This is a genomic window from Duganella sp. 1411, assembly GCF_017833525.1.
Lineage (GTDB): Bacteria > Pseudomonadota > Gammaproteobacteria > Burkholderiales > Burkholderiaceae_D > Rugamonas.
In genome coordinates this window covers 400,751-420,283 of record NZ_JAFICD010000005.1, presented here as the reverse complement: position 1 = coordinate 420,283, position 19,533 = coordinate 400,751, and the positions used below count along the sequence as shown (strand labels likewise).

At 67.3% G+C, this 19,533-nt stretch carries 16 protein-coding genes; 7 read left to right on the top strand and 9 right to left on the bottom strand.

The window, feature by feature from the left end:
* Positions 1-85 precede the first annotated feature (85 nt).
* The 4 genes from JOD97_RS24775 to JOD97_RS24760 all read right to left on the bottom strand — a co-directional run bounded on the left by JOD97_RS24775 (position 86) and on the right by JOD97_RS24760 (position 4,312).
* The gene (locus JOD97_RS24775; protein WP_209724504.1) at positions 86-1,711 is read right to left on the bottom strand and encodes a methyl-accepting chemotaxis protein; all 1,626 of its coding nucleotides are present in this window, start codon (positions 1,709-1,711) and stop codon (positions 86-88) included.
* 103 nt (positions 1,712-1,814) lie between these two features.
* Positions 1,815-2,339, bottom strand: a complete 525-nt coding sequence (locus JOD97_RS24770) for a GNAT family N-acetyltransferase (RefSeq protein WP_209724502.1) — start codon at positions 2,337-2,339, stop codon at positions 1,815-1,817.
* Positions 2,336-2,857 carry a GNAT family N-acetyltransferase gene (locus JOD97_RS24765; protein WP_209724499.1) on the bottom strand — a complete coding sequence of 174 codons (522 nt, stop codon included), beginning with the start codon at positions 2,855-2,857 and terminating at the stop codon, positions 2,336-2,338. The genes JOD97_RS24770 and JOD97_RS24765 overlap by 4 nt, the downstream gene beginning before the upstream one ends.
* Before the next feature lie 180 nt (positions 2,858-3,037).
* Entirely contained in the window at positions 3,038-4,312 is a 1,275-nt protein-coding gene (locus JOD97_RS24760) for an amidohydrolase family protein (protein WP_209724498.1), read from the bottom strand.
* 269 nt (positions 4,313-4,581) lie between these two features.
* Between JOD97_RS24760 and phaP the strand changes: the two genes are divergently transcribed.
* The 4 genes from phaP to JOD97_RS24740 all read left to right on the top strand — a co-directional run bounded on the left by phaP (position 4,582) and on the right by JOD97_RS24740 (position 11,384).
* Positions 4,582-5,388, top strand: a complete 807-nt coding sequence (gene phaP, locus JOD97_RS24755; protein ID WP_209724496.1) for a phasin family protein — start codon at positions 4,582-4,584, stop codon at positions 5,386-5,388.
* Between the two features lie 167 nt (positions 5,389-5,555).
* Positions 5,556-7,310, top strand: coding sequence for an ABC transporter transmembrane domain-containing protein (locus JOD97_RS24750; RefSeq protein WP_209724494.1), 1,755 nt, complete (start codon positions 5,556-5,558; stop codon positions 7,308-7,310).
* Complete coding sequence (locus tag JOD97_RS24745) at positions 7,300-9,108, top strand: ABC transporter ATP-binding protein (protein ID WP_209724492.1); 1,809 nt, start codon at positions 7,300-7,302, stop codon at positions 9,106-9,108. The genes JOD97_RS24750 and JOD97_RS24745 overlap by 11 nt, the downstream gene beginning before the upstream one ends.
* Positions 9,109-9,287: 179 nt before the next feature.
* Positions 9,288-11,384, top strand: a complete 2,097-nt coding sequence (locus JOD97_RS24740; protein WP_209724490.1) for a diguanylate cyclase — start codon at positions 9,288-9,290, stop codon at positions 11,382-11,384.
* An 18-nt stretch (positions 11,385-11,402) separates the two neighbouring features.
* Here JOD97_RS24740 and JOD97_RS24735 read toward each other — a convergent pair whose 3' ends face one another.
* Both JOD97_RS24735 and JOD97_RS24730 read right to left on the bottom strand, forming a co-directional pair.
* Positions 11,403-11,774 carry an apolipophorin gene (locus tag JOD97_RS24735; protein WP_229264682.1) on the bottom strand — a complete coding sequence of 124 codons (372 nt, stop codon included), beginning with the start codon at positions 11,772-11,774 and terminating at the stop codon, positions 11,403-11,405.
* An 89-nt stretch (positions 11,775-11,863) separates the two neighbouring features.
* Complete coding sequence (locus JOD97_RS24730) at positions 11,864-12,310, bottom strand: hypothetical protein (protein ID WP_209724615.1); 447 nt, start codon at positions 12,308-12,310, stop codon at positions 11,864-11,866.
* Positions 12,311-12,491: 181 nt separating this feature from the next.
* Here JOD97_RS24730 and JOD97_RS24725 point away from each other — a divergent pair, with 181 nt between their 5' ends.
* Positions 12,492-13,532 carry a hypothetical protein gene (locus tag JOD97_RS24725; RefSeq protein ID WP_229264681.1) on the top strand — a complete coding sequence of 347 codons (1,041 nt, stop codon included), beginning with the start codon at positions 12,492-12,494 and terminating at the stop codon, positions 13,530-13,532.
* 113 nt (positions 13,533-13,645) lie between these two features.
* On the opposite strand, the gene JOD97_RS24720 is transcribed toward JOD97_RS24725, so the two are convergent.
* Positions 13,646-14,569 (bottom strand): LysR family transcriptional regulator, encoded by a 924-nt coding sequence (locus JOD97_RS24720; protein ID WP_229264680.1) that lies wholly within the window; start codon positions 14,567-14,569, stop codon positions 13,646-13,648.
* Positions 14,570-14,677: 108 nt separating this feature from the next.
* Between JOD97_RS24720 and JOD97_RS24715 the strand changes: the two genes are divergently transcribed.
* Both JOD97_RS24715 and JOD97_RS24710 read left to right on the top strand, forming a co-directional pair.
* Positions 14,678-15,514, top strand: a complete 837-nt coding sequence (locus tag JOD97_RS24715; RefSeq protein ID WP_209724483.1) for a phytanoyl-CoA dioxygenase family protein — start codon at positions 14,678-14,680, stop codon at positions 15,512-15,514.
* Complete coding sequence (locus JOD97_RS24710) at positions 15,511-16,326, top strand: sugar phosphate isomerase/epimerase (RefSeq protein WP_209724481.1); 816 nt, start codon at positions 15,511-15,513, stop codon at positions 16,324-16,326. The genes JOD97_RS24715 and JOD97_RS24710 overlap by 4 nt, the downstream gene beginning before the upstream one ends.
* A gap of 123 nt (positions 16,327-16,449) precedes the next feature.
* On the opposite strand, the gene JOD97_RS24705 is transcribed toward JOD97_RS24710, so the two are convergent.
* Positions 16,450-18,402, bottom strand: a complete 1,953-nt coding sequence (locus JOD97_RS24705; RefSeq protein WP_229264679.1) for a CHASE domain-containing protein — start codon at positions 18,400-18,402, stop codon at positions 16,450-16,452.
* Positions 18,368-19,495, bottom strand: a complete 1,128-nt coding sequence (locus JOD97_RS24700; RefSeq protein WP_209724479.1) for an HD-GYP domain-containing protein — start codon at positions 19,493-19,495, stop codon at positions 18,368-18,370. Before JOD97_RS24700 ends, JOD97_RS24705 begins: the two co-directional genes overlap by 35 nt.
* Positions 19,496-19,533: the final 38 nt, after the last annotated feature.

Genomic DNA, 19,533 nt, shown 5'->3' with positions numbered 1-19,533 from the left:
AAGGAATCATAGTAGATACCACCAGTCATCAACGCCCGTTCGACCGGGCGCTTGATGGGCGTCAAACCTTGTGCCGCACGCTATCTCAAGCGATTTGCAACGGACGCGGTTTGGCTGCCGGCAACTGCGGCGCATGGGCCCGCTCCTCCAGCTTGAAGACGCTGACCGCCTCCGACAGGCTGGCCGCCTGTTGCGCCAGCGCGCCCGCGGCGGCGGCGGCCTGCTCCACCAGCGCGGCGTTCTGCTGGGTCACGCTGTCCATCTGGCTGATCGCCATGCTGACCTGCTCGATGCCCTCGCGCTGCTCGCCGCTGGCCGCCGAGATCTCGCCGATGATCGCCGTCACCCGCTGCACGCTGCTGACCACCTCGCCCATCGTCTCGCCGGCCTGCCCGGCCAGCCTGCTGCCGGCCTCGACGCGCGTGACCGAATCGCCGATCAATTCCTTGATTTCCTTGGCCGCCGCCGCCGAGCGCTGCGCCAGGTTGCGCACCTCGGAGGCCACCACCGCGAAGCCGCGCCCCTGCTCGCCCGCGCGCGCCGCCTCCACCGCCGCGTTCAGCGCCAGGATGTTGGTCTGGAAGGCGATGCCGTCGATCACGCCGATGATGTCGACGATCTTGCGCGAGGATTCATTGATCGCCCCCATGGTCCGCACCATCTGCTCGACGGCGTCGCCGCCGCGCACCGCCACCTGCGAGGCGACGTCGGCCAGCTTGCTGGCCTCGTTGGCGTTGGCGTTGTTCTGCTGCACCGTGGTGGTCAGCTCCACCATCGCCGCCGCCGTCTCCTCCAGCGAGCTGGCCTGCTGCTCGGTGCGGCCCGACAGGTCCAGATTGCCGGCGGCGATTTCCACCGTCGCCCCCTGGATGGTCTCGGTGCCGGCGCGCACCTTGCCGACGATGCCGCTCAGATTGCCCTGCATGGCCTTGAGCGCGCCCATCAGCTCGCCGATCTCATCCTTGCTGGCGATCCGCACCTCGCTGCGCAGATCGCCGCCGGCCACCGTTTGCGCCACGCCGACGGCGGCGTGCAGCGGCACGGTGATGCTCTTGATCAGCCACAACACCGTCACGCAGCCGACCACCAGCGTCACCGCCACCGTCGCGCCCATCACCAGCGCGGCGCGCGCGTGCGCCGCTTGGCTCTCCGCCGCCATCTGTTCCATCAGGCGGGCCGACTCCGTGCCGATGTAGGCGACGATGTCGTCGATCTTTTTGGTCGGTTCGCGGTCCATCCCCTTGACCAGGTTGTCGACCACCTTGGCGCTGTCCGGATTGGCCGCGTCGTATTGCTTGAGCGCCGCCAGATAGCGCGTCGCCAGCTCGGACTGGGTCTTGATGGCGTCGTCGACCAGCGGCGTGCTCAGTTGCAGCGCGGTCAACATGCCGGCCAGCTTTTGCAGGTCGGCGCGGGTGCTGTCGCCGGCCTTGACGAAGGCCTGGGTGTAGCGCTCCAGCAGCGCCGGGTCATTGCCTCGTATCAGAATGTTTTTCCATTCCTGCACCTGGATCTTGAACGCGACCTGGGCGCTGCGCGCGGTGTCGATGGCCTGGCTGATCGCCAGCGAGCGCTGCAACGCCTGCGCGCTGTTGGCGTTGCTGGTATCGAGCGCGCGCCAGCCGCCGGTGGCGACGATCGCCAACGCGACGAAAAAGAACGCGCCCAGCAGGCCCAGCCGCACACCTATCTTCAGATCGGCGAGTTTCATGGTGTCTCCGTTGTCAAGAATTGGCTTTCATCATGCGCTTGCCGCGCAAGGATGCCAAGACCGGCACGCTTGAAACCCCTAGGATTCCCGCCGTTGCAACAGATCAGGCCGGAGCGGGCGGAAACTCGATGCAGTAAATATTGGTGGGACGATCATCGGGCGGCAGCGGCCGGGTCTCAACATAACCCAGGCCCAGCTTGCGCAGCAGATTGATGGAGTTGGCGTTGCCCGGCGCCGTCAAGCCCAGCACGCGCTTCATGCCCAGCCGCTCGCGCGCGTAGGCCAGCACCGCCACCGCCGCCTCGTGGGTGTAGCCCTGGCCGAAGAACTCGGGCCGGATCGCGTAGCCGATATCGGCGTCGGGCAACGCGTCGCGCTGGATCAGGCCGCACAGGCCGAGCGGCCGGCCGTCGCTCTTGCGCTCCATTACGTACAACGAGTGGCCGCAGCGCTGCTGCATCGCGCGCGGGCCGTCGATGATGGCCGTGCGCGCGCCCTCGACGCTGCGGATGCCCTTGTCGCCGATGAACTCCAGCCAGGTCGGGTCGTTGACCAGTTCATAATAAAAAGCGGCGTCGTCGACGTCGATGGTGCGCAGGCGCAGGCGTTCGGTGTCCAGAATGTTCATGCATCGGGCCAGTGTGAGGGGTCGTCCAGCAACTGGTACATGACGTAGACGTCGACGTAGCCCAGATACTGGTGGTAGTAAGCGCGCGGCAAGGTGCCGACGATCGAGAAGCCGAGTTTTTTCCACAGCAGCACGGCGGCGATGTTGGAGCTGACCACGTAGTTGAACTGCATCGCCAGGTAGCCCTGGGCGCGGGCGCGGTCCAGGCAGTCCTCGCCGAGCAGCTTGCCGACGCCGACGCCCTGCGCCGCCGGGCCGACCATGAACGAGGCGTTGGCCACGTGGGCGCCGCGGTCGCGCTGGTTGGGAATCAGCCGGTACATGCCGACCAGGCGCTCGCCGTTGAGCAGCGCGACGTACGATTGCACGCCGGGGCCAAACCAGTAGGCGTGGCAGTCGTCGCGGCTGGTGTCGGCGGCGAAGTAATAGGTGTCGCCGCTGGCGACGAGCTGCTGGAAAATTTCCCACATGGCGCCGAAGTCGGCTTCCGTGGCGGCGCGGATGGCGATTTCTTTCAAGTGGGCTCCAGGGACGCTAAACGATGAATATTTGTTCAATCACGTAGGGCGGATTAGGCGGAACGCCGTAATCCGCCAATGCATGAGTCGTCGAGACGCATGCATTGGCGTGGTGACGTGGATGGATCGCGTGCACAATCGTGTTCAATTGTCATGGATTTCCGGCCGCAAGTCCAGCCGCTAGCGGTTCAGGCGGAAATTGACCTGCTCCGGCCGCCCCGGCAAATTCAGCCGCGCATGCGCGCGCGGCGATTCGGCGATCACCGCGCCGCGCCGCATCACCAGCTGCCGCGCCGCGCGCAACCGGATCGCCTCGACCGGGTCGGCCGCGTCCAGCAGCACCAGGTCGGCGTGGTTGCCGACCGCGATGCCGTAGCCCTCCAGCCCGAGGATGCGCGCCGGCGTCGTCGTCACCGCCTCGAAGCAGGCGCGCATCGCGTCCTGGCCCGTCATCTGCGCCACGTGCAGGCCCATCTGCGCCACCTCCAGCATGTCGCCCGAGCCCAGGCTGTACCACGGGTCCATCACGCAGTCGTGGCCGAAGGCGACGTCGATGCCGGCGGCCAGCATCTCCGGCACGCGCGTCATGCCGCGCCGCTTCGGATAGCTGTCGTGCCGGCCCTGCAGGGTGATGTTGATCAGCGGGTTGGCGATGGCCGCCACGCCGCCCTCGCGGATCAGCGGCAGCAGCTTGCTGACATAATAATTGTCCATCGAATGCATCGACGTCAGGTGCGAGCCGGTCACCCGCCCGTGCAGGCCGAGCCGGTTGCTTTCGTAGGCCAGCGTTTCGATATGGCGCGAATGCGGATCGTCCGATTCGTCGCAGTGCATGTCGACCCGCAAGCCCTGCTCGGCGGCGAACTCGCACAGGATGCGCACCGATTCGGCGCCGTCGGCCATGGTGCGCTCGAAGTGCGGGATGCCGCCGACGACGTCGACGCCCATGGCGATGGCGCGCTTGAGGTTGGCCAGCGCGGTCGGGCTGCGCAGCACGCCGTCCTGCGGGAAGGCCACCAGCTGCAAATCCAGGTACGGCGCCACCAGCCGCTTGACCTCGAGCAGCGCCTCGACCGCCAGCAGACGGTCGTCGCAGACGTCGACGTGCGAGCGGATCGCCAGCAGGCCGCGCGCCACGGCCCAGTCGCAATACTGCAACGCGCGCCCGATCAGCGCCTGCTGCGTCAGGTCCGGCTTGAGTTCGCCCCACAGCGCGATGCCCTCGAGCAGGGTGCCGGAGGCGTTGACGCGCGGCAGGCCATAGCTGAGCGTGGCGTCCATGTGGAAGTGGGCGTCGACGAACGGCGCGCTGACCAGGTCGCCGTCGGCGTCGATCTCGCGCGCGCCCGCCAGCGGCAGCGCCGGCCCGATGGCGGCGATGCGCCCGTGTTCGACGGCGATATCGACGCCGCGGCGGCCGTCGGCCAGATTGGCATTGCGGATGACCACATCCATGAGCACGCTCCCGGCGTTGTTTTTCAGTAAGCCGATTGTAGTCACTTTCCCCCCGTCGCACCAATTATTGCGTCGCAGCAAACAACGCGGCGCCTGGCGGAATTTTTGCGTTAAATCAAACTTCGGTGAAATAGTGTTCACGCCGCATTTTGCCTAGGGGCATTCTTTCCCACATGGCACAAAAAATAACTTTCCAAGCCTACTGTTCGTCGCTAGAATGTTCTTATATTGCATCGCAACAGACGCCCATCGTCGTTTCAGGAGAAACCATGTCTTCGCTTACCGAACAGTTTTCCGCCGTCACGAAATCGCAATTGGAAGCCCAGTTTAAGATCTTCAACACCTTCGCCAACACCGCCGTCGACAGCGCCGAGAAGGTCATCGCGCTCAATCTCAACACCACCAAGGCCTCGGTCGAGAAATCGTCGGCCGCCGCCAGGAAGTTGCTCGACGCCAAGGATGCGCAGGAACTCTTCCGCCTGAACGCGGGCCAGCCGTCCGGCTTCGACCACCTGCTGGCCTATGGCCGCCAGCTCTACAGCATCGCCACCGCCGCCCAGACCGAGCTGCTGCAAAGCGCGCAAAGCGGCATCGCGCAGGCGCAGGAACTGGCCAAGGCGACCCCGCTGCTGCCACAGGCCAAGCCGCTGGAGGCCGCGCCCGTGGCCAAGCCGGCGCCGCTGGCCTCGGTCGCGCCGGTGAGCGCGCCCGCGCCAGCCGACGAAGCGCCGCCGGCCACGCTGGCCGCCGCCGTCTCGGCGGCCGTCGCCGCGCCCGACAGCGCGCCCGTGATCGCGGAGGCGTCGGGCGCCTCGGCCAACGAACCGCTCGCCGTGCCGCCGACGAAAACGGCCAAGGCCCCGGTCAAGCCGAAACCGGCCGCCGCGCCGATCGAGCCGCCGGCGCCGGCCGAGGTGAAAACCGAGGTCAAACCGGCCGCCGGCAAGTCGTCGTTCCCGGTGCCGCCGCCCAAGCCGATCGCGCTGGCGCCGGAAACCAAGCCATCCAAATTGAAGGAAGCGGCGCCCAAGGGCAAGCAGCTCGACATGGTCAGCGGCGGCAAAGGCAAGAAATAAGCGGCAATCAGCCGAGCATCGGCTAGCGATCGGCTAGTCGTGGTACCCGGCGCGGCGGCGCGTCGGTCTCGACAAGCGGGCTCCGGCCCGCTTTTCTTTGCCTTGCTGTATCCTAACGGACTACGCACCGGCGACGCTCCGCCGGCTCCACGCTATTCCGAGGCACCATGTCTACACTTTCAGCGCTGATTGGCGGCTTTGTGCGCCAGCACAGCCGCGCCTATGCGGTCTCCGGCCTGATGCTGGCCGGCGTCGCCACGCTCACCGTCTGGGTGCCGCGCAAGGTCGGTTCCATGATCGACGGCCTGGCCGCCCACACCCTGTCGGGCCGCGCCCTGCTGCTGCAAATCGGCGGCCTGCTGCTGATCGGCGCGGCCATCTACTTCCTGCGCGTGGCCTGGCGCCAGATCCTGTACGGCGCCGCCTACAAGCTGGGCGTGTCGCTGCGCACCCGCCTGTACACGCGCATGTCGCTGCAGGGCGCCGGCTTTTACCAGCGCCAGCGCACCGGCGACCTGATGGCGCTGGCCACCAACGATATCGACGCCATCGAGATGGCCGCCGGCGAGGCCATGCTGGCCGGCTTCGACGGCGCGCTGACCCTGGTGCTGGTGCTGGGCGTGATGCTGCTCGGCGTCGACTGGCGCCTGGCCTGCGTGGCGCTGCTGCCGTTCCCGCTGATGGGCTGGGCGTTCTGGTATATCTCCGGCCACATCCACACCGCCTCGACCGACTCGCTCAAGCGCTTCAGCGATCTCAACGACCATGTCCAGGAGACACTGTCGGGCGTGCGCACCTTGCGCGCGCTGGGCCTGGAACAGCGCAGCGCGCAGCAGTTCGGCGAGCTGGCGCGCCACGCGTCCGACGCCAGCCTGCGCGCCCAGGTGTGGGAGGCGGCCTACGAGCCGGCCGTCGGCCTGACCCTGACCGCCGCCAGCGCGCTGACCATCGGCCTGGGCGGCTATCTGGTGTGGCACGGCCAGCTGACCATCGGCGCGCTGACCGCCTTCACCATGTACCTGGGCCAGTTGATCTGGCCGATGTTCGCCGCCGGCTGGGTGCTGTCGCTGATCGAACGCGGACGCGCCGCCTGGCAGCGCCTGCAGCCGATGCTCGACGCGCCGCTGGCCATCGACGACCACGGCACCCTGAACCGGGTCGCGCCCGGCGCGCTGGCCTTGAGCGGCGTCGGCTACGCCTACCCGGAGCAGTCGGCGCCGGCCCTGTCCAACATCACGCTCGAGCTCAAGCCGGGCCAGACCCTGGGCCTGGTCGGCCCCACCGGCTGCGGCAAGTCGACCCTGCTGCGCGTGCTGATGCGCCAGCTCACGCCGCAATCGGGCAGCGTGCGCTGGAGCGGCCACGCGCTCGACGAATACCAGTTGCGGGCGCTGCGCGCGGCGATCAGCTGGGTGCCGCAGGAATCGTTCCTGTTCTCGTCGTCGATCGCCGACAATATCGCGCTGGCCCGTCCCGACGCCACCCGCGCGCAGGTCGAACACGCGGCCAACCTGGCCGCCATCCACGACGACATCCTCAAGTTCCCGCAAGGGTACGAGACCGAGGTCGGTGAAAAAGGCATCACCTTGTCCGGCGGCCAGCGCCAGCGCGTGGCCATCGCCCGCGCGCTGCTGGCCGATAACGACCTGCTGCTGCTCGACGACGCGCTGTCGGCGGTCGATACCGGCACCGAGACGCGCATCCTCGAACACCTGGAACAACTGCGCCAGGCGCGCAAGGGCCGCAGCGCCGTCATCGCCAGCCACCGCCTGAGCGCCGTCATCAACGCCGACCTGATCGTCGTGCTGCGCGACGGCCGCATCAGCGAAACCGGCAGCCACGAACAACTGCTCGAGCAGGACGGCTGGTATGCCAGCCAGTGGCGCTATCAACAATTGGAAGCCAGCCTCGATGCCCTCTAAGTCCGACCAAGATACCAAGCCGGCCGGCAGCCAGACCCGCCGGGCGTTCTCGCTGCTGCACCGCGCCGCCCGCCCCGACCGGCACCACCTGGGCTGGGCCGTGATGTGGCTGATGCTGGCCGCGCTGCTCGAGGTGCTCGGCCCGATCATGGGCAAGGCGCTGATCGACGAGCACCTGCTGCCGCGCCACCTCGACTGGCCGCGCATGGCCGGCCTGCTGGCCGGCCTGCTGCTGACCGGCTGGATCGCCAGCGGCCTGCGCTACTGGCAGCTGGTGCGCCTGTCCGGGCTGGCGATGCGCTCGGTGATGCGGCTGCGGCAGATGGTCTACAGCCACGTGCTGCTGCTGCCGATGTCGTTCTTCGACCGCGCCATCACCGGCCAGCTGGTCTCGCGCGTGACCAACGACACCGAGGCGGTCAAGAACCTGTACATCCAGGTGCTGTTCGTCATGCTCGACAGTACGATCGTCCTGGTCGGCACCATCTGCGCGATGGCGTGGCTGGACTGGCGCCTGATGTCGATGGTGCTGGCGCTGCTGCCGGCGGTGCTGGTGATCGTCTGGCTGTACCAGCGCTGGAGCGCGCCGGCCGTCACCCGCGCGCGCGCGCTGCGCAGCGACATCAACGGCCAGATGGCCGAGTCGATCGGCGGCATGAGCGTGCTGCAGGCGAACAACGCCGAGGCCCGCTTCGGCGCCCGCTTCGCCGCCACCAACCAGGACCACTACACGGCGCGCCTGGCCGAGCTGCGCGCCAACGCCTGGCTGCTGCGGCCCGCGCTCGACCTGTTCAACATCATCCTGCTGGCGGCGGTGATTTTCGTGTTCGGCAACCGCCAGATGACGGCCACCGAGGTGGGCGTGCTGTACGCGTTCATCAGCTACCTGGCGCGCGTGATCGAGCCGCTGATCCAGATCACCATGCAGTTCAGCCAATTGCAGCAGGCGGTGGTGGCCAGCGCCCGCGTGGCGACGCTGCTCGACGAGACGGCCGCCGACGAGCACGCGGCGGCGCCGGGCCACGACGCCGGCCAGCGCGGCGCCGCCGCGGGCGAGCGCGCCGGCACGCCGGCGGTGGCGATCCGCCATCTGAGCTTCGCCTACAACGCGGGCCAGACGGTGCTGCACGACCTGTCGCTGGAGATTCCGCAGGGGGCGTTCTTCGGCATCGTCGGCCACACCGGCAGCGGCAAATCGACCTTGCTGTCGCTGCTGCTGCGGTTTTATCCGGCGCGCCACGGCGCCATCGCCATCCACGGCGTGCCGCTCGACGCGATCGACAACGAGCGCTTCCGCGCCGAGGTCGGCCTGGTGCCGCAGGACCCGTTCCTGCTGGCCGCCTCCGCGCGCGAGAACATCGACATGGGCCGCGGCCTGACGCAGGCGCAGATCGAGACGGCGGCGCGCGCGGCGCACGCGCACGATTTCATCACGGCGCTCGACCAGGGCTACGACACGCCGCTGGGCGAAGGCGGCTCGCGCCTGTCGGTCGGCCAGAAGCAGCTGATCGCGATCGCGCGCGCGCTGGCCGGACGGCCGCGCATCCTGCTGCTCGACGAGGCGACCTCGCACATCGACTCGCAAACGGAGCAGATCGTGCAGGTGGCGATGGACGAGTTGCGCGGCAAGGTGACGGTGATCGCCATCGCGCACCGGCTGTCGACCATCCGCGACGCCGACCGCATCATCGTGCTCAATCACGGCCGCATCGCCGAGACCGGGCCGCACGAGCAGCTGATGCGGATCGACGGCGGCCTGTATCAGCGGCTCTATCTGCTGCAGCAATTGGCCGCTTAAACGGGCCGATTAAGCGCGGGCGCGGCGCCATTTATCAACCTCGCCACACGTATCGGCACGGTTGTGCGCTTTCCGATGAAAAATACGCGCACGCGCGCTTTCGTAGTTGCAACACGAATATAATTACCCTGACACTCTGCAGTTGCGGAGTGCTTTGAGGGGGCGTGGCGTTGGCAGGTATGCGAAATAGCTGGTGGTTGGGCCGTGCGGGTGGCGGCGCGCTGGCGGCCGTCCTCATGCTGTGCCCCGCGCTGGCGCTGGCCCAGATGGACGAGGCCACGCTCAACAGCCGCCTGCTGGACATCCGCGAGCAAAGCCGCTTCGTCCCCGACAAGGCGCTGGCCGAGCTGCTCACGCTCGCGCCGCAGGTGGCCGGCAAATCCCCGTACACCCGCGCCGAGCTGATGATCCAGATCAGCGCCTCGCGCATGCGCATGGGCGACAACGCCGGCGCGCTGGCCGGCGCCGAGCAGGTCATCGCCTACGGCAGGAGCCTGAAGGACGACGTCATCGTCGCCAAGGGCATGCTCAACAAGGTCTACGTGTTGTTCGACAAGGCCGAGGTCGACGCCGCGCACCACCTCGCCTTCGTCGCCGAAAAGCTGGCCATGACCACCACCAACGCCGCGCTGCGCACGCAGGCGACCATCACCGCCGGCCAGTCCTACGCCGAGCAGGGCAACTTCCCGCAGGCGCTGGTCAAGCTGCAGCAGGCGCTCGACCTGTCGCGCACGGTGCGCGACGATCCGGCGATGCTGGCCGCCGCGCTCAACGCGCTGACGGAGCTGTACACGCAGATGAAGGAATACGACAAGGCGTCCGACTGCCTCGACGAGCTGCTGGCCGAGACCGAAAAACTGCACTCGCCGGGCCGCATGGCGATGGCCAAGACCACCGAGTACGGGCTGGCGATCGACTCCGGCCAGCCCAAGCGCGCGCTGCGGGCGCTGCTCTACAACCTGGAGCTGGTGCGCAAGCTGGGCGCCGAACGCATGGTCGGCGCCACCCTGGTCAACCTGTCCGACAGCTATCTGAAACAAGGCGACTATCCGCGCGCGGCGCAGTACGCGCTCGAAGCGCTGCGCGTGACGCAGCGCTCCAACGACGAGTCGACCGCCGGCGTGGCGCACGCCAACCTGGGCCAGGCGTATCTGTGGATGGGCCGCATCGCCGAGGGCAAGCAGCATTACGAGGCCGGCATGGCGCGCTACGAGCGGGAGAACAACAAGCCCTACCTGCAGGCGGCGCTGCGCGAATACGGCGAGGCGCTGGAACGCTCGGGCGACATGGCCGGCGCGGTGTCGGCCTACCACCGCGAGCGCGAGCTGTCGAACGAACTGTTTGAAAAGCAGCGCCAGAAATCCGTGCTGGAGCTGCAGGAAAAATACGAGACCGAGAAAAAGCAGCGCCAGATCGAACTGCTCAGGCGGGAGAACCAGCTCAAGGGCGCCGAGATCGACAACCGCCGCCTGCAGCAGCGCATCTGGTGGCTGCTGGCGCTGGTGTTCGCGCTGGCGTCGGTGATGATCGGCATGCTCTACCGCAAAGTGCGCAACGCCAACGCGCGGCTGGAGGAAAAAAACCTCGAGCTCAAGGCGCAATCGACGCTCGATCCGTTGACGTCGCTGTACAACCGGCGCCACTTCCAGGAGTTCATGCGCGGCTTCAAGCCGCAGGACAAGCCCAGGCCGGACATCGAGAAGCGCGTCGAGCGCCACGACGACATCGTCGGCGCGCTGTTCCTGCTCGACGTCGACCACTTCAAGCACATCAACGACACCTACGGCCACGCCGCCGGCGACGCCGTGCTCAAGATGATCGCCGAGAATTTGCGCATCGCGCTGCGCGAGACGGACATGATCGTGCGCTGGGGCGGCGAGGAATTCCTGGCGTTCCTGCCGGCCAGCCCGCGCCACGGCCTGGACGACATCGCGCGGCGGATTTTGACCGGCATCTCGTCGCAGGCCATCCGCTACCAGGAGCACGAGATTTCGGTGAATGTCTCGGTGGGGTTCTCGCCGTTTCCGCTGTCGGCGGGCGGCACGCCGCTGCCATGGGAGCGCGCCGTCAATCTGATCGACATGGCGCTGTACATGGCCAAGTCCCACGGCCGCAACCGCGCCTATGGCGTGCGCGGATTCGCCAATTTCGAGCGCACGTCGATGGAGGCGATCGAACAGGACCTGGAACTGGCCTGGCGCGAGGGCTTCGTCGACTTGAGCGTGGTGTCGGGGGACGCGGCGCCGGCGGCGTTGACGCCCGCCGCCGCGGCCTGACCCCTGCCCGCTACCGTCTTACTTGGCCGGCGTGCCGGCGGCCGCCTCGCGTTCCCTGGCCTTTTCCTGCATCTTCTCGCCGGCCTGCTCGAGCTTCCTGCCGGCCGCCTGGGTCGCCTCGTTGAGCTTTTGCCCGGCCGTGTCGGCCGCCTTGTCGAGCTTTTGGCTAGTGTCCTTGGCCGCGTCGCTCATCTGCTGGCCGGCGGTCTCGCGCACCTGGCTCAACTCGCTGCCAGCCTTGGCCGTCGCCTCGTCGACCTTGCGGCCCGCGCGCTCGGCCGGACCGGCCTCGCTCGGATCGCTCTTCTGGCAGCCGCCCAGCAGCAGTGCCGCCGTCGCCACCAGCAAGGCGCCGGCCCGGCGGTAAGTCGTGCATAGATTAGTGGACATCATGGTCTCCTGTATCGATTATTGTCATTAACATACAACATCCCGCGTCGCGGGCGCGCACGCAACATCATAGCCGGGAGACGGCGGCGTCAGTCGATTTTCTTGGGCGGGGGCGGCGGCGTGAAGACGATGTTTTCCGACGTCGGGGCGGAATCGCCGGCGCCCGACGTCTCCAGCCAGTTGAGCAGCTTTTCCATGCGGCGGATCAGGATGCCCTTGCTGCTGATGTAGCCGACCTGCTCGAAGTTCTCCGGCTTGCTGACCATTTTGGAGACGGTCGGCAGGTTGTCGGCCAGGCGCTCGAAGGCCTTGCGCGCCTTTTGCTCCCACTTGAGCAGATTGGGCTCGTTGAAGCGGTTGCTCTCGTAATAAATGGTTAACGTCCGGTCATGGTTGCCGAAACCGACAATCGCCGACCCCTTGCGCACCGTCTCCAGCACATCGTCCTTGATGCTGGCCGTCGGTACGAACAACGCCGCGCGGCCGTTCGCGTCCGGGCGCTCCAGCGGCAAATCCTGTCCCATTATTACCGTCATCATGCGTCCTGTTGTTATGCCAAGGAGTTGCTGCTAGGCTATATTCCTGATTCTATATCGCTGCCCTGGTCATTACAAGGAGAATGCGCGCCGGCGTGGCGGCGGCGCGAATACCCCATATGAATGCCCTTATAATGCGACATTCAACGCGGCAATCCCCATGACAGACCTAGTTTCCCAAATGACTACCTCGCGCTTCGGCGCCATTCCCGAGCACGCGGTCGACACGGCGCAGCGTAATGTGGGCGACACGCTGGCGCTGGCCATCGGCCACGCGCCGGGGCGCGGCGCGCTGATCGTCCACGACACCCGCACCGACCTCAACCGGGCGCTGACCGAGGCCTACCGGCGCGTGGTGCCGGACGCGAGCTTCGTCGACTTCGACAGCGTAACGCCGGACGACGTGCTGGCCGCCTTCGCCGGCATGGCGGCGGGCGACCTGGTGGTGCTGATCCAGTCGACCAGCTTCCGGCTCGAGGCGTTCCGCATCCGCATCGAACTGTTCAAGCGGGGGCTGAAGGTGATCGAGCATGTGCACCTGTCGCGCATGCCGGGCGAACAGGGACTGCGCTACATCGACGCGCTGGCCTACGACCCGGCCTACTACCGCGGCGTCGGCCACGCGCTCAAGGCCCGCATCGACGCCGCCCGCCACGGCGTGGTCGACAGCGGCGACGGCGCGCGGCTGGTGTTCGGCTCGCCGTTCGAAGCGGCCAAGCTCAATATCGGCGACTACGGGGGCATGAACAACGTCGGCGGCCAGTTCCCGCTGGGCGAGGTGTTCACCGAGGCGCGCGACCTGGAGGCGGTCAACGGGCGGGTGCGCATCTTCGTGTTCGGCGACACGTCGTTTTTAGTCAACAAACCGGCCACGCCGGTGACCTTGATCGTCGAACAAGGCCGCGTGGTGGGGGCCGAGAACGCCACGCCGGAATTTGACAACATGCTCGCCATCATCCGCGCGCACGAGGGCGAGGTGTGGCTGCGCGAGCTGGGCTTCGGCATGAACCGGGCGTTTTCGCGCGAGCGCATGGTCGACGACATCGGCACCTTCGAGCGCATGTGCGGCATCCACCTGTCGCTCGGGGCCAAGCACGGGGTTTACGCCAAGCCGCAGTTCAAGCGCAAGGAGGCGCGCTACCACGTCGACGTGTTCGCGGTGACCGAGGCCGTATATCTGGACGACGAGCAGGTGTACCGCGACGGCGCCTGGCGGGTTTAGACGCCATAAAAACCTTCTGAAACACGTAGGGCGGATTAGGCGGAACGCCGTAATCGGCCATCTTCGAGCCGCCGACGGCGCACGCATGGCGGATTACGCTGCGCTAATCCGCCCTACGTGGAACCATGGTCCTTTAGGTCCCACGGCGGCACCGGCTGAAACTCCGCCACCAGGAAATCGATCAGCGCCCGCACCTTGGGCGACGGCTGGCGGCTGGCCGGATACAGCGCGCTGAGATAATTGAGCGGCAGCTCCCAGTCGGCCAGCACCGGCACCAATGTGCCCTCCCTCAGCGCGCGCCAGGCCAGGAAGGTGGTGTTGTAGACGATGCCCAGCCCCTGCTGGGCGGCCTGCTGCAGCACCAAGCCATTATTCGCCGTGAACGCGGCGCGCACCCGCACCGTGCGCCGCTCCGCCCCTTTGCTGAAATGCCACGCCGTGCCGTCGGTCAGATGGCTGAAGTGCAGGCAGCGGTGATCGTGCAGGTCCTCGGGCGACCGCGGCACGCCGTGGCGCGCCAGGTAATCGGGCGACGCGCACAACACGCCCCGGCACGGCGCCAGCGGCCGCATGGCCAGCGCGTGCACGTCCGGGATGCCGCCCACCCGGATCGTCAAATCGAAGCCATGCTCGATCGGATCGAGCAGCGCATCGTCCAGGTGCAGCATCGGCGCCAGTTGCGGGTGCAGCAGGTTGAAACGCGCCACCGCGCCGGCCAGCCACTCGCTGCCAAAGCTGGACGGCGCCTGGATGCGCAGCGGTCCGGCCAGCTCCGCGCCGGCCTGCGACACCACATGCGCCGCCTCGCGCGCCTGCTCCACGGTCGCCATGCACGGCGCCAGATAGGCCTGGCCGGCATCGGTCAGGCTCACCTCGCGCGTCGAACGGTGCAGCAGGCGCGCCTGCAGCCTGTCCTCCAGCTGCAGGATGTGCTTGCTGACCATGGCCCGCGTCAGCCCCAGCCGGCGGCCCGCCTCGCTGAAGCTGCGCAGCCGCGCCACTTCGACGAAAATCTCCATTGCGCGTAATTGGTCCATGTCTGATTGTCTCCATTTAAGCGACAATGTGTCAACCTTTTGCGCATTGTTTGGCCTTGCCCGGCGCCGTACAATGATCGATCCACCATTATCATTCGGGAGCAGTACATGCTGACAGACGCGCAAAAACAACACTATCAACGCGATGGCTACATTGTGCTGCCGGACTTCAAGAGCGCCGCCGACATCGTCACGCTGCGCGCTCGTGCGGGGCAGATTGTCAACGAATTCGACCCGAAAGGGGCCGGCATCTTCAGCACCGTCGAGCAGGAAAAGACCACCGACGACTACTTCCTGCGCTCGGACAACACCGTGCGCTGCTTCTTCGAAGAGGAAGCGTTCGGCCCGGACGGCGGGCTGAAACAGGACAAGTCGCTGTCGATCAACAAGATCGGCCACGCGATGCACGATCTGGACCCGGTGTTCCGCGCCTTCACGGCCGACCCGCGCCTGGTCACCGTGGCGCGCGACCTGGGCCTGGCCGACGCCAAGGTGTGGCAATCGATGTACATCTTCAAGCAGCCCGGCATCGGCGGCGAGGTGCGCTGGCACCAGGACGCCACCTACTTCGACACCGACCCGGTGAGCGTGACCACCTTCTGGTTCGCGCTGGAGGACGCCACGCTGGAAAACGGCTGCATGTGGGCCGAACCGGGCGGCCATCGGGGCCCGATGCGCGAACGCTTCCTGCGCACGGGCGACCACGTGCGCATGGAAAAACTCAGCGACATGCCGTGGCCGGACGACAGCACCGCCGTGCCGCTCGAATGCAAGGCCGGCAGCCTGGTATGCTTCCACGGCCTGCTGCCGCACTACAGCGCGCCGAACCGCTCGGCCTTCTCGCGCCACGCGTACACGCTGCACGTCACCGACGGCGCCACCGACTACTCTCCGCTGAACTGGATACAGCGCGACGCCAGCTTCCCGGTGCGGGGCTTCCTTTGATCGTCCAAATCTTCGCCGCCCACTGGGGCAACAACGAATTGGCGCCGCAGGTGTTCGTCGACCGCGTCAAGGCGGCCGGCTTCGACGGCATCGAAATGTCGCTGCCGCTGGACGCCGCCGCGCGCGACGACTGGACCGGCCGCATCGCCGCCGCCGGCCTGGGGCTGATCGCATCGCAATGGGAGACGGCGCTGGTGCCGGGGTTCGACGCGCACCGCGCGGCGCTGGCCGAGCTGCTGGACAACGCCTGCGCCGCCGCGCCGCTGCATGTCAACTCGCAGACCGGCAAGGACTACTTCACGCCGGCGCAAAACGGCGAGCTGCTGGAACTGGCCGACGCCATCTCGCGCCGGCACGGCGTGCCGATTTACCACGAGATCCACCGCAGCCGCTTCAGCGCGCACCCGATGCTGTTGCTGCCGTATCTGGAGCGGATGCCGGAATTGCGGCTGACGGCCGACCTGTCGCACTGGTGCTGCGCCTGCGAATCGCTGCTCGACGACCAGCCGCAAACGCTGGCGGCGACCTTGCCGCGGGTGCGCCACATCCATGCGCGGGTGGGCCATCCGCAGGGGCCGCAGGTGGCGGACTTCCGCGCGCCGGAAGCGCGGGCGGCGCTGGAGGCGCACCTGTCGTGGTGGGACGAAGTGCTGCGGCTGCGGCGAGCCGACGGCGCCGCGCGCATGACCTTGACGCCGGAATTCGGCCCGGTGCCGTACACGCAAACGCTGCCCTACACGCAAAAGGAAGTCTCGAACGCGTGGGAACTGAACGTCGCGATGCTGGCGCTGCTGCGCCAGCGCTATAACTAATCCGGTTCATACTCCGGGGTCAGGTCCACCATTTCTACACGAACCCGGCGCTAGGCCCCTTACGCCTCGTCAGACGGATCAGCACGTGTAGAATTGGTGGACCTGACCCCGGAGTTGGGCGTGTCATTGTGGCGGATCGAGTGGCAACTCCAACGTCACGCAGGTGCCTTTCCCCGGTTCCGCCTCGACCTTGATCGTTCCCCGCAGCACGCCGGTGACGATGTTGTAGACGATGTTCATCCCCAGCCCCGAACCGCCCTGCCCCAGCTTGGTGGTGAAGAACGGATCGAAGATCTTGTGCAGCGTTCCCGGCGTCATGCCGACGCCGTCGTCGCGGAACTCCAGCGTGGCCCAGTCCTCGCTGCTGCGCCGCGCCGTGATCGTGATCGCGCCGCATTCCCGTCCGTCGAAGCCGTGCAACAGCGCGTTGCCAATCAGGTTGCTCAGCACCTGGCTCAAACTGCCCGGATAGGAGTCGAACTCCAGATCGGCCGGCACGTCGAAACTGACCTCGCACACGCGCCGCCGCAACTGCGTCGCGTAGGTCGCCAAGGTGTCGCGCACCACGTCCTCCAGCCGGAACACGCGCCGCTGGCCGCTCGCCTGGTCCACCGCCACCTGCTTGAACGATGTGATCAAGTCGGCCGCCCGCGTCAGCGAGGTGTTCATGATGTCGCACGCCTTGCGCGCCTCGGCCAGGTGCGCTTCCAGCGCCGAGCGTTTCAAGCCGCCGTCGGTGGCCAGGCGCCGCTCGAAATCGCGCACCATGTCGCTCAGCGCGCTGGCCGTCAGCAGGCTGTTGCCGATCGGCGTGTTGAGCTCGTGCGCGACGCCGGCCACCAGCGCGCCCAGCGCCGCCATCTTCTCCGACGTCACCAGGTTGCTCTGCGCCTGCTTGAGCGTCTGCACCACCGACGCCAGGTCGCTGCGCGCCTGCTCCACGTTGCTCTTTTGCCGCTCCAGCTCCGCCAGGCTGTGTTCCAGTCCGTGCTTGGTGGCGGTCAGGCGCCGCGCCGACACCAGCAGCGCCGCGATCAGCGCGCTGATGATCAAGCCCGCCACGCCGATCAGCAGCACCGGCATCGACGAGCTGCCGTAACGCGATCCCTCGTGTCCCTGGAAGTGGATCAGCCAGCGCCGGTGGCCGACCGGCAGCACCTTGAGCGCGCTCAGGTCGACCGGCAGCAGGCTCCCCGGCCGGCCGGCGTCGATCTTGCCGTCGCTGTCGTAGAGCAGCGTGTCGCCGGCGGCGGGCGGGGTGGCGCCGCCGCCGTAGCCGCTGTCCTCGATGCGCACCTGCAGATGCTGCAGCAGCGGCGCGTCGATCACCTCGCGCATCAGCGTGTTGACGCGGAAGACGATGGCGACGAATCCCACCAGCGCGGCGCGGCGCTGCTCGGCCGTCTGCAGCGGCGCGCCGTTGCGGTAGACCGGCGCGCGCGCCACGAACCCCGGCTCGCCGCTGGAGTCCTGCACCAGCGTGATGCGCTCGGTGGCGACGATGTCGCCGCTGTCGCGCGCGATCTCCAGCGATTTCAGATGCGGCGGCAGCGCCGCCAGATCGAGGCCGAAGGCGTTCTCGTTACCCTTGAGCGGCTCCGTGTATTCGATGATGTAGTGCAGCGGACGGCGGTTGGCCGGGTGGATGTGGAAGTCCGGATAGGCGCGCGGGTCGACGCTGGCGTCGCGCCGCACCGACTCGGTGAAGGCGGCCAGCGCCTCCTCCGGCACCGCCCGCACGAACTGGATCGCCTGGAAGCCGGGATAGCGCCGGTCCAGCTTGAGCTCCTGGATGAAGCGCGTGAAGCTGGCGCGGTCGATGCGGTCGCCCAGCGCGTACATGCCCTTGATACTGAGCAGCATGTCGAAGTAGGTCTGCAGCCGCACCTCGGTGTCGCGCGTGACCTTGTCGGCGTCGCGCTGGAAGTTGGCCCGCACCTGCGCGCGCTGCTCGGTGGCCACCAGGTAGCAGGTGCCGATCGTCACGCAAATGCCGATGGCGAAGGCCAGCAGGCCGCGCGAGCGCATGGCGGCGGCGCGGTCAGGTCGCGACGAACGGCAGGATGTCGCCGCCATCGTCGCCGTGGCTGTCGCTGTAACGCTCGGCGATGGCCATGAATTCCTCCTCGGCGGTCAGCATCGCGTCCACCACGTCCGGATCGAAATGCTCGCCGCTGGCCTGGCGTATCATCTCCATCGCCGTTTCGTGGGTGAAGGCCGGCTTGTAGACGCGCTTGGAAATGAGCGCGTCGTAGACGTCGGCCACCGCCATCAGCCGCGCCGACATCGGTATCGCCTCGCCGGCCAGGCCTTCCGGATAGCCGGAGCCGTCGTACTTCTCCTGGTGCGAGTAGGTGATCTCGCGCGCGTAGCGCAGGAAGGTGTTGGTGTAGCCGAGGTGGTTCTCAACGTTGACGATGGCGTCGCGCCCGTACACCGTGTGCATCTTCATGACGGCGAATTCGGCCTCCGTCAGGTGGCCAGGCTTGAGCAGGATGGCGTCCGGGATCGACACCTTGCCGATGTCGTGCAGCGGCGCGGCCTTGTACAGCGACTTGATGTTGGCGTCGCTGAGCTCCTCGGAAAAGCGCTTGTGGCCCTGCAGCTGGCGCGCCAGCGCGACCACGTAATGCTGCACCCGGCGCAGGTGGTTGGGGGTTTCGTATTCGCGCGTCTCGGCCAGCGACGCCAGCGCCCAGATCATCGCGTCGAGCATCTGGCTCAACTCCAGCGTGACCTCCTCGACCACGTGTTCGAGCAGGTTGCGCTGCTGCTTGAGCAGCTCGCGCGCGTGGCGCAGCTGCAGGTGGGTGTCGACCCGCGCGCGCAGCACGTCGCCGAGCACCGGCTTGGCGACGACGTCGGCGCCGCCCTCCATCAACGCGCGCTCCTCGTCACGCTCGTCGCCGGACTGCAGGAAGATCACCGGGATGTCGGCGGTGTCGGGATTCGACTTGAGCTGCTGGCAGACGGCATAGCCGTCGATGTCCGGCAGCGCCGTGTCCAGCACAACCAGATGCGGGCGCGGCACCTGCTGCATCACCGACAGCGCCGCGCGGCCGCTGTTGGCCAGCCGGATTTCGTACTGTTTCTGCAACAGCCGATTCATCTCGATCAGATTGTCCGAAGCCTCGTCGACGATCAGCACGATGGCTTTTTTGACGTTCATGTACCGCTACTCCCCCGGATTAGTCCTATACAACGCCT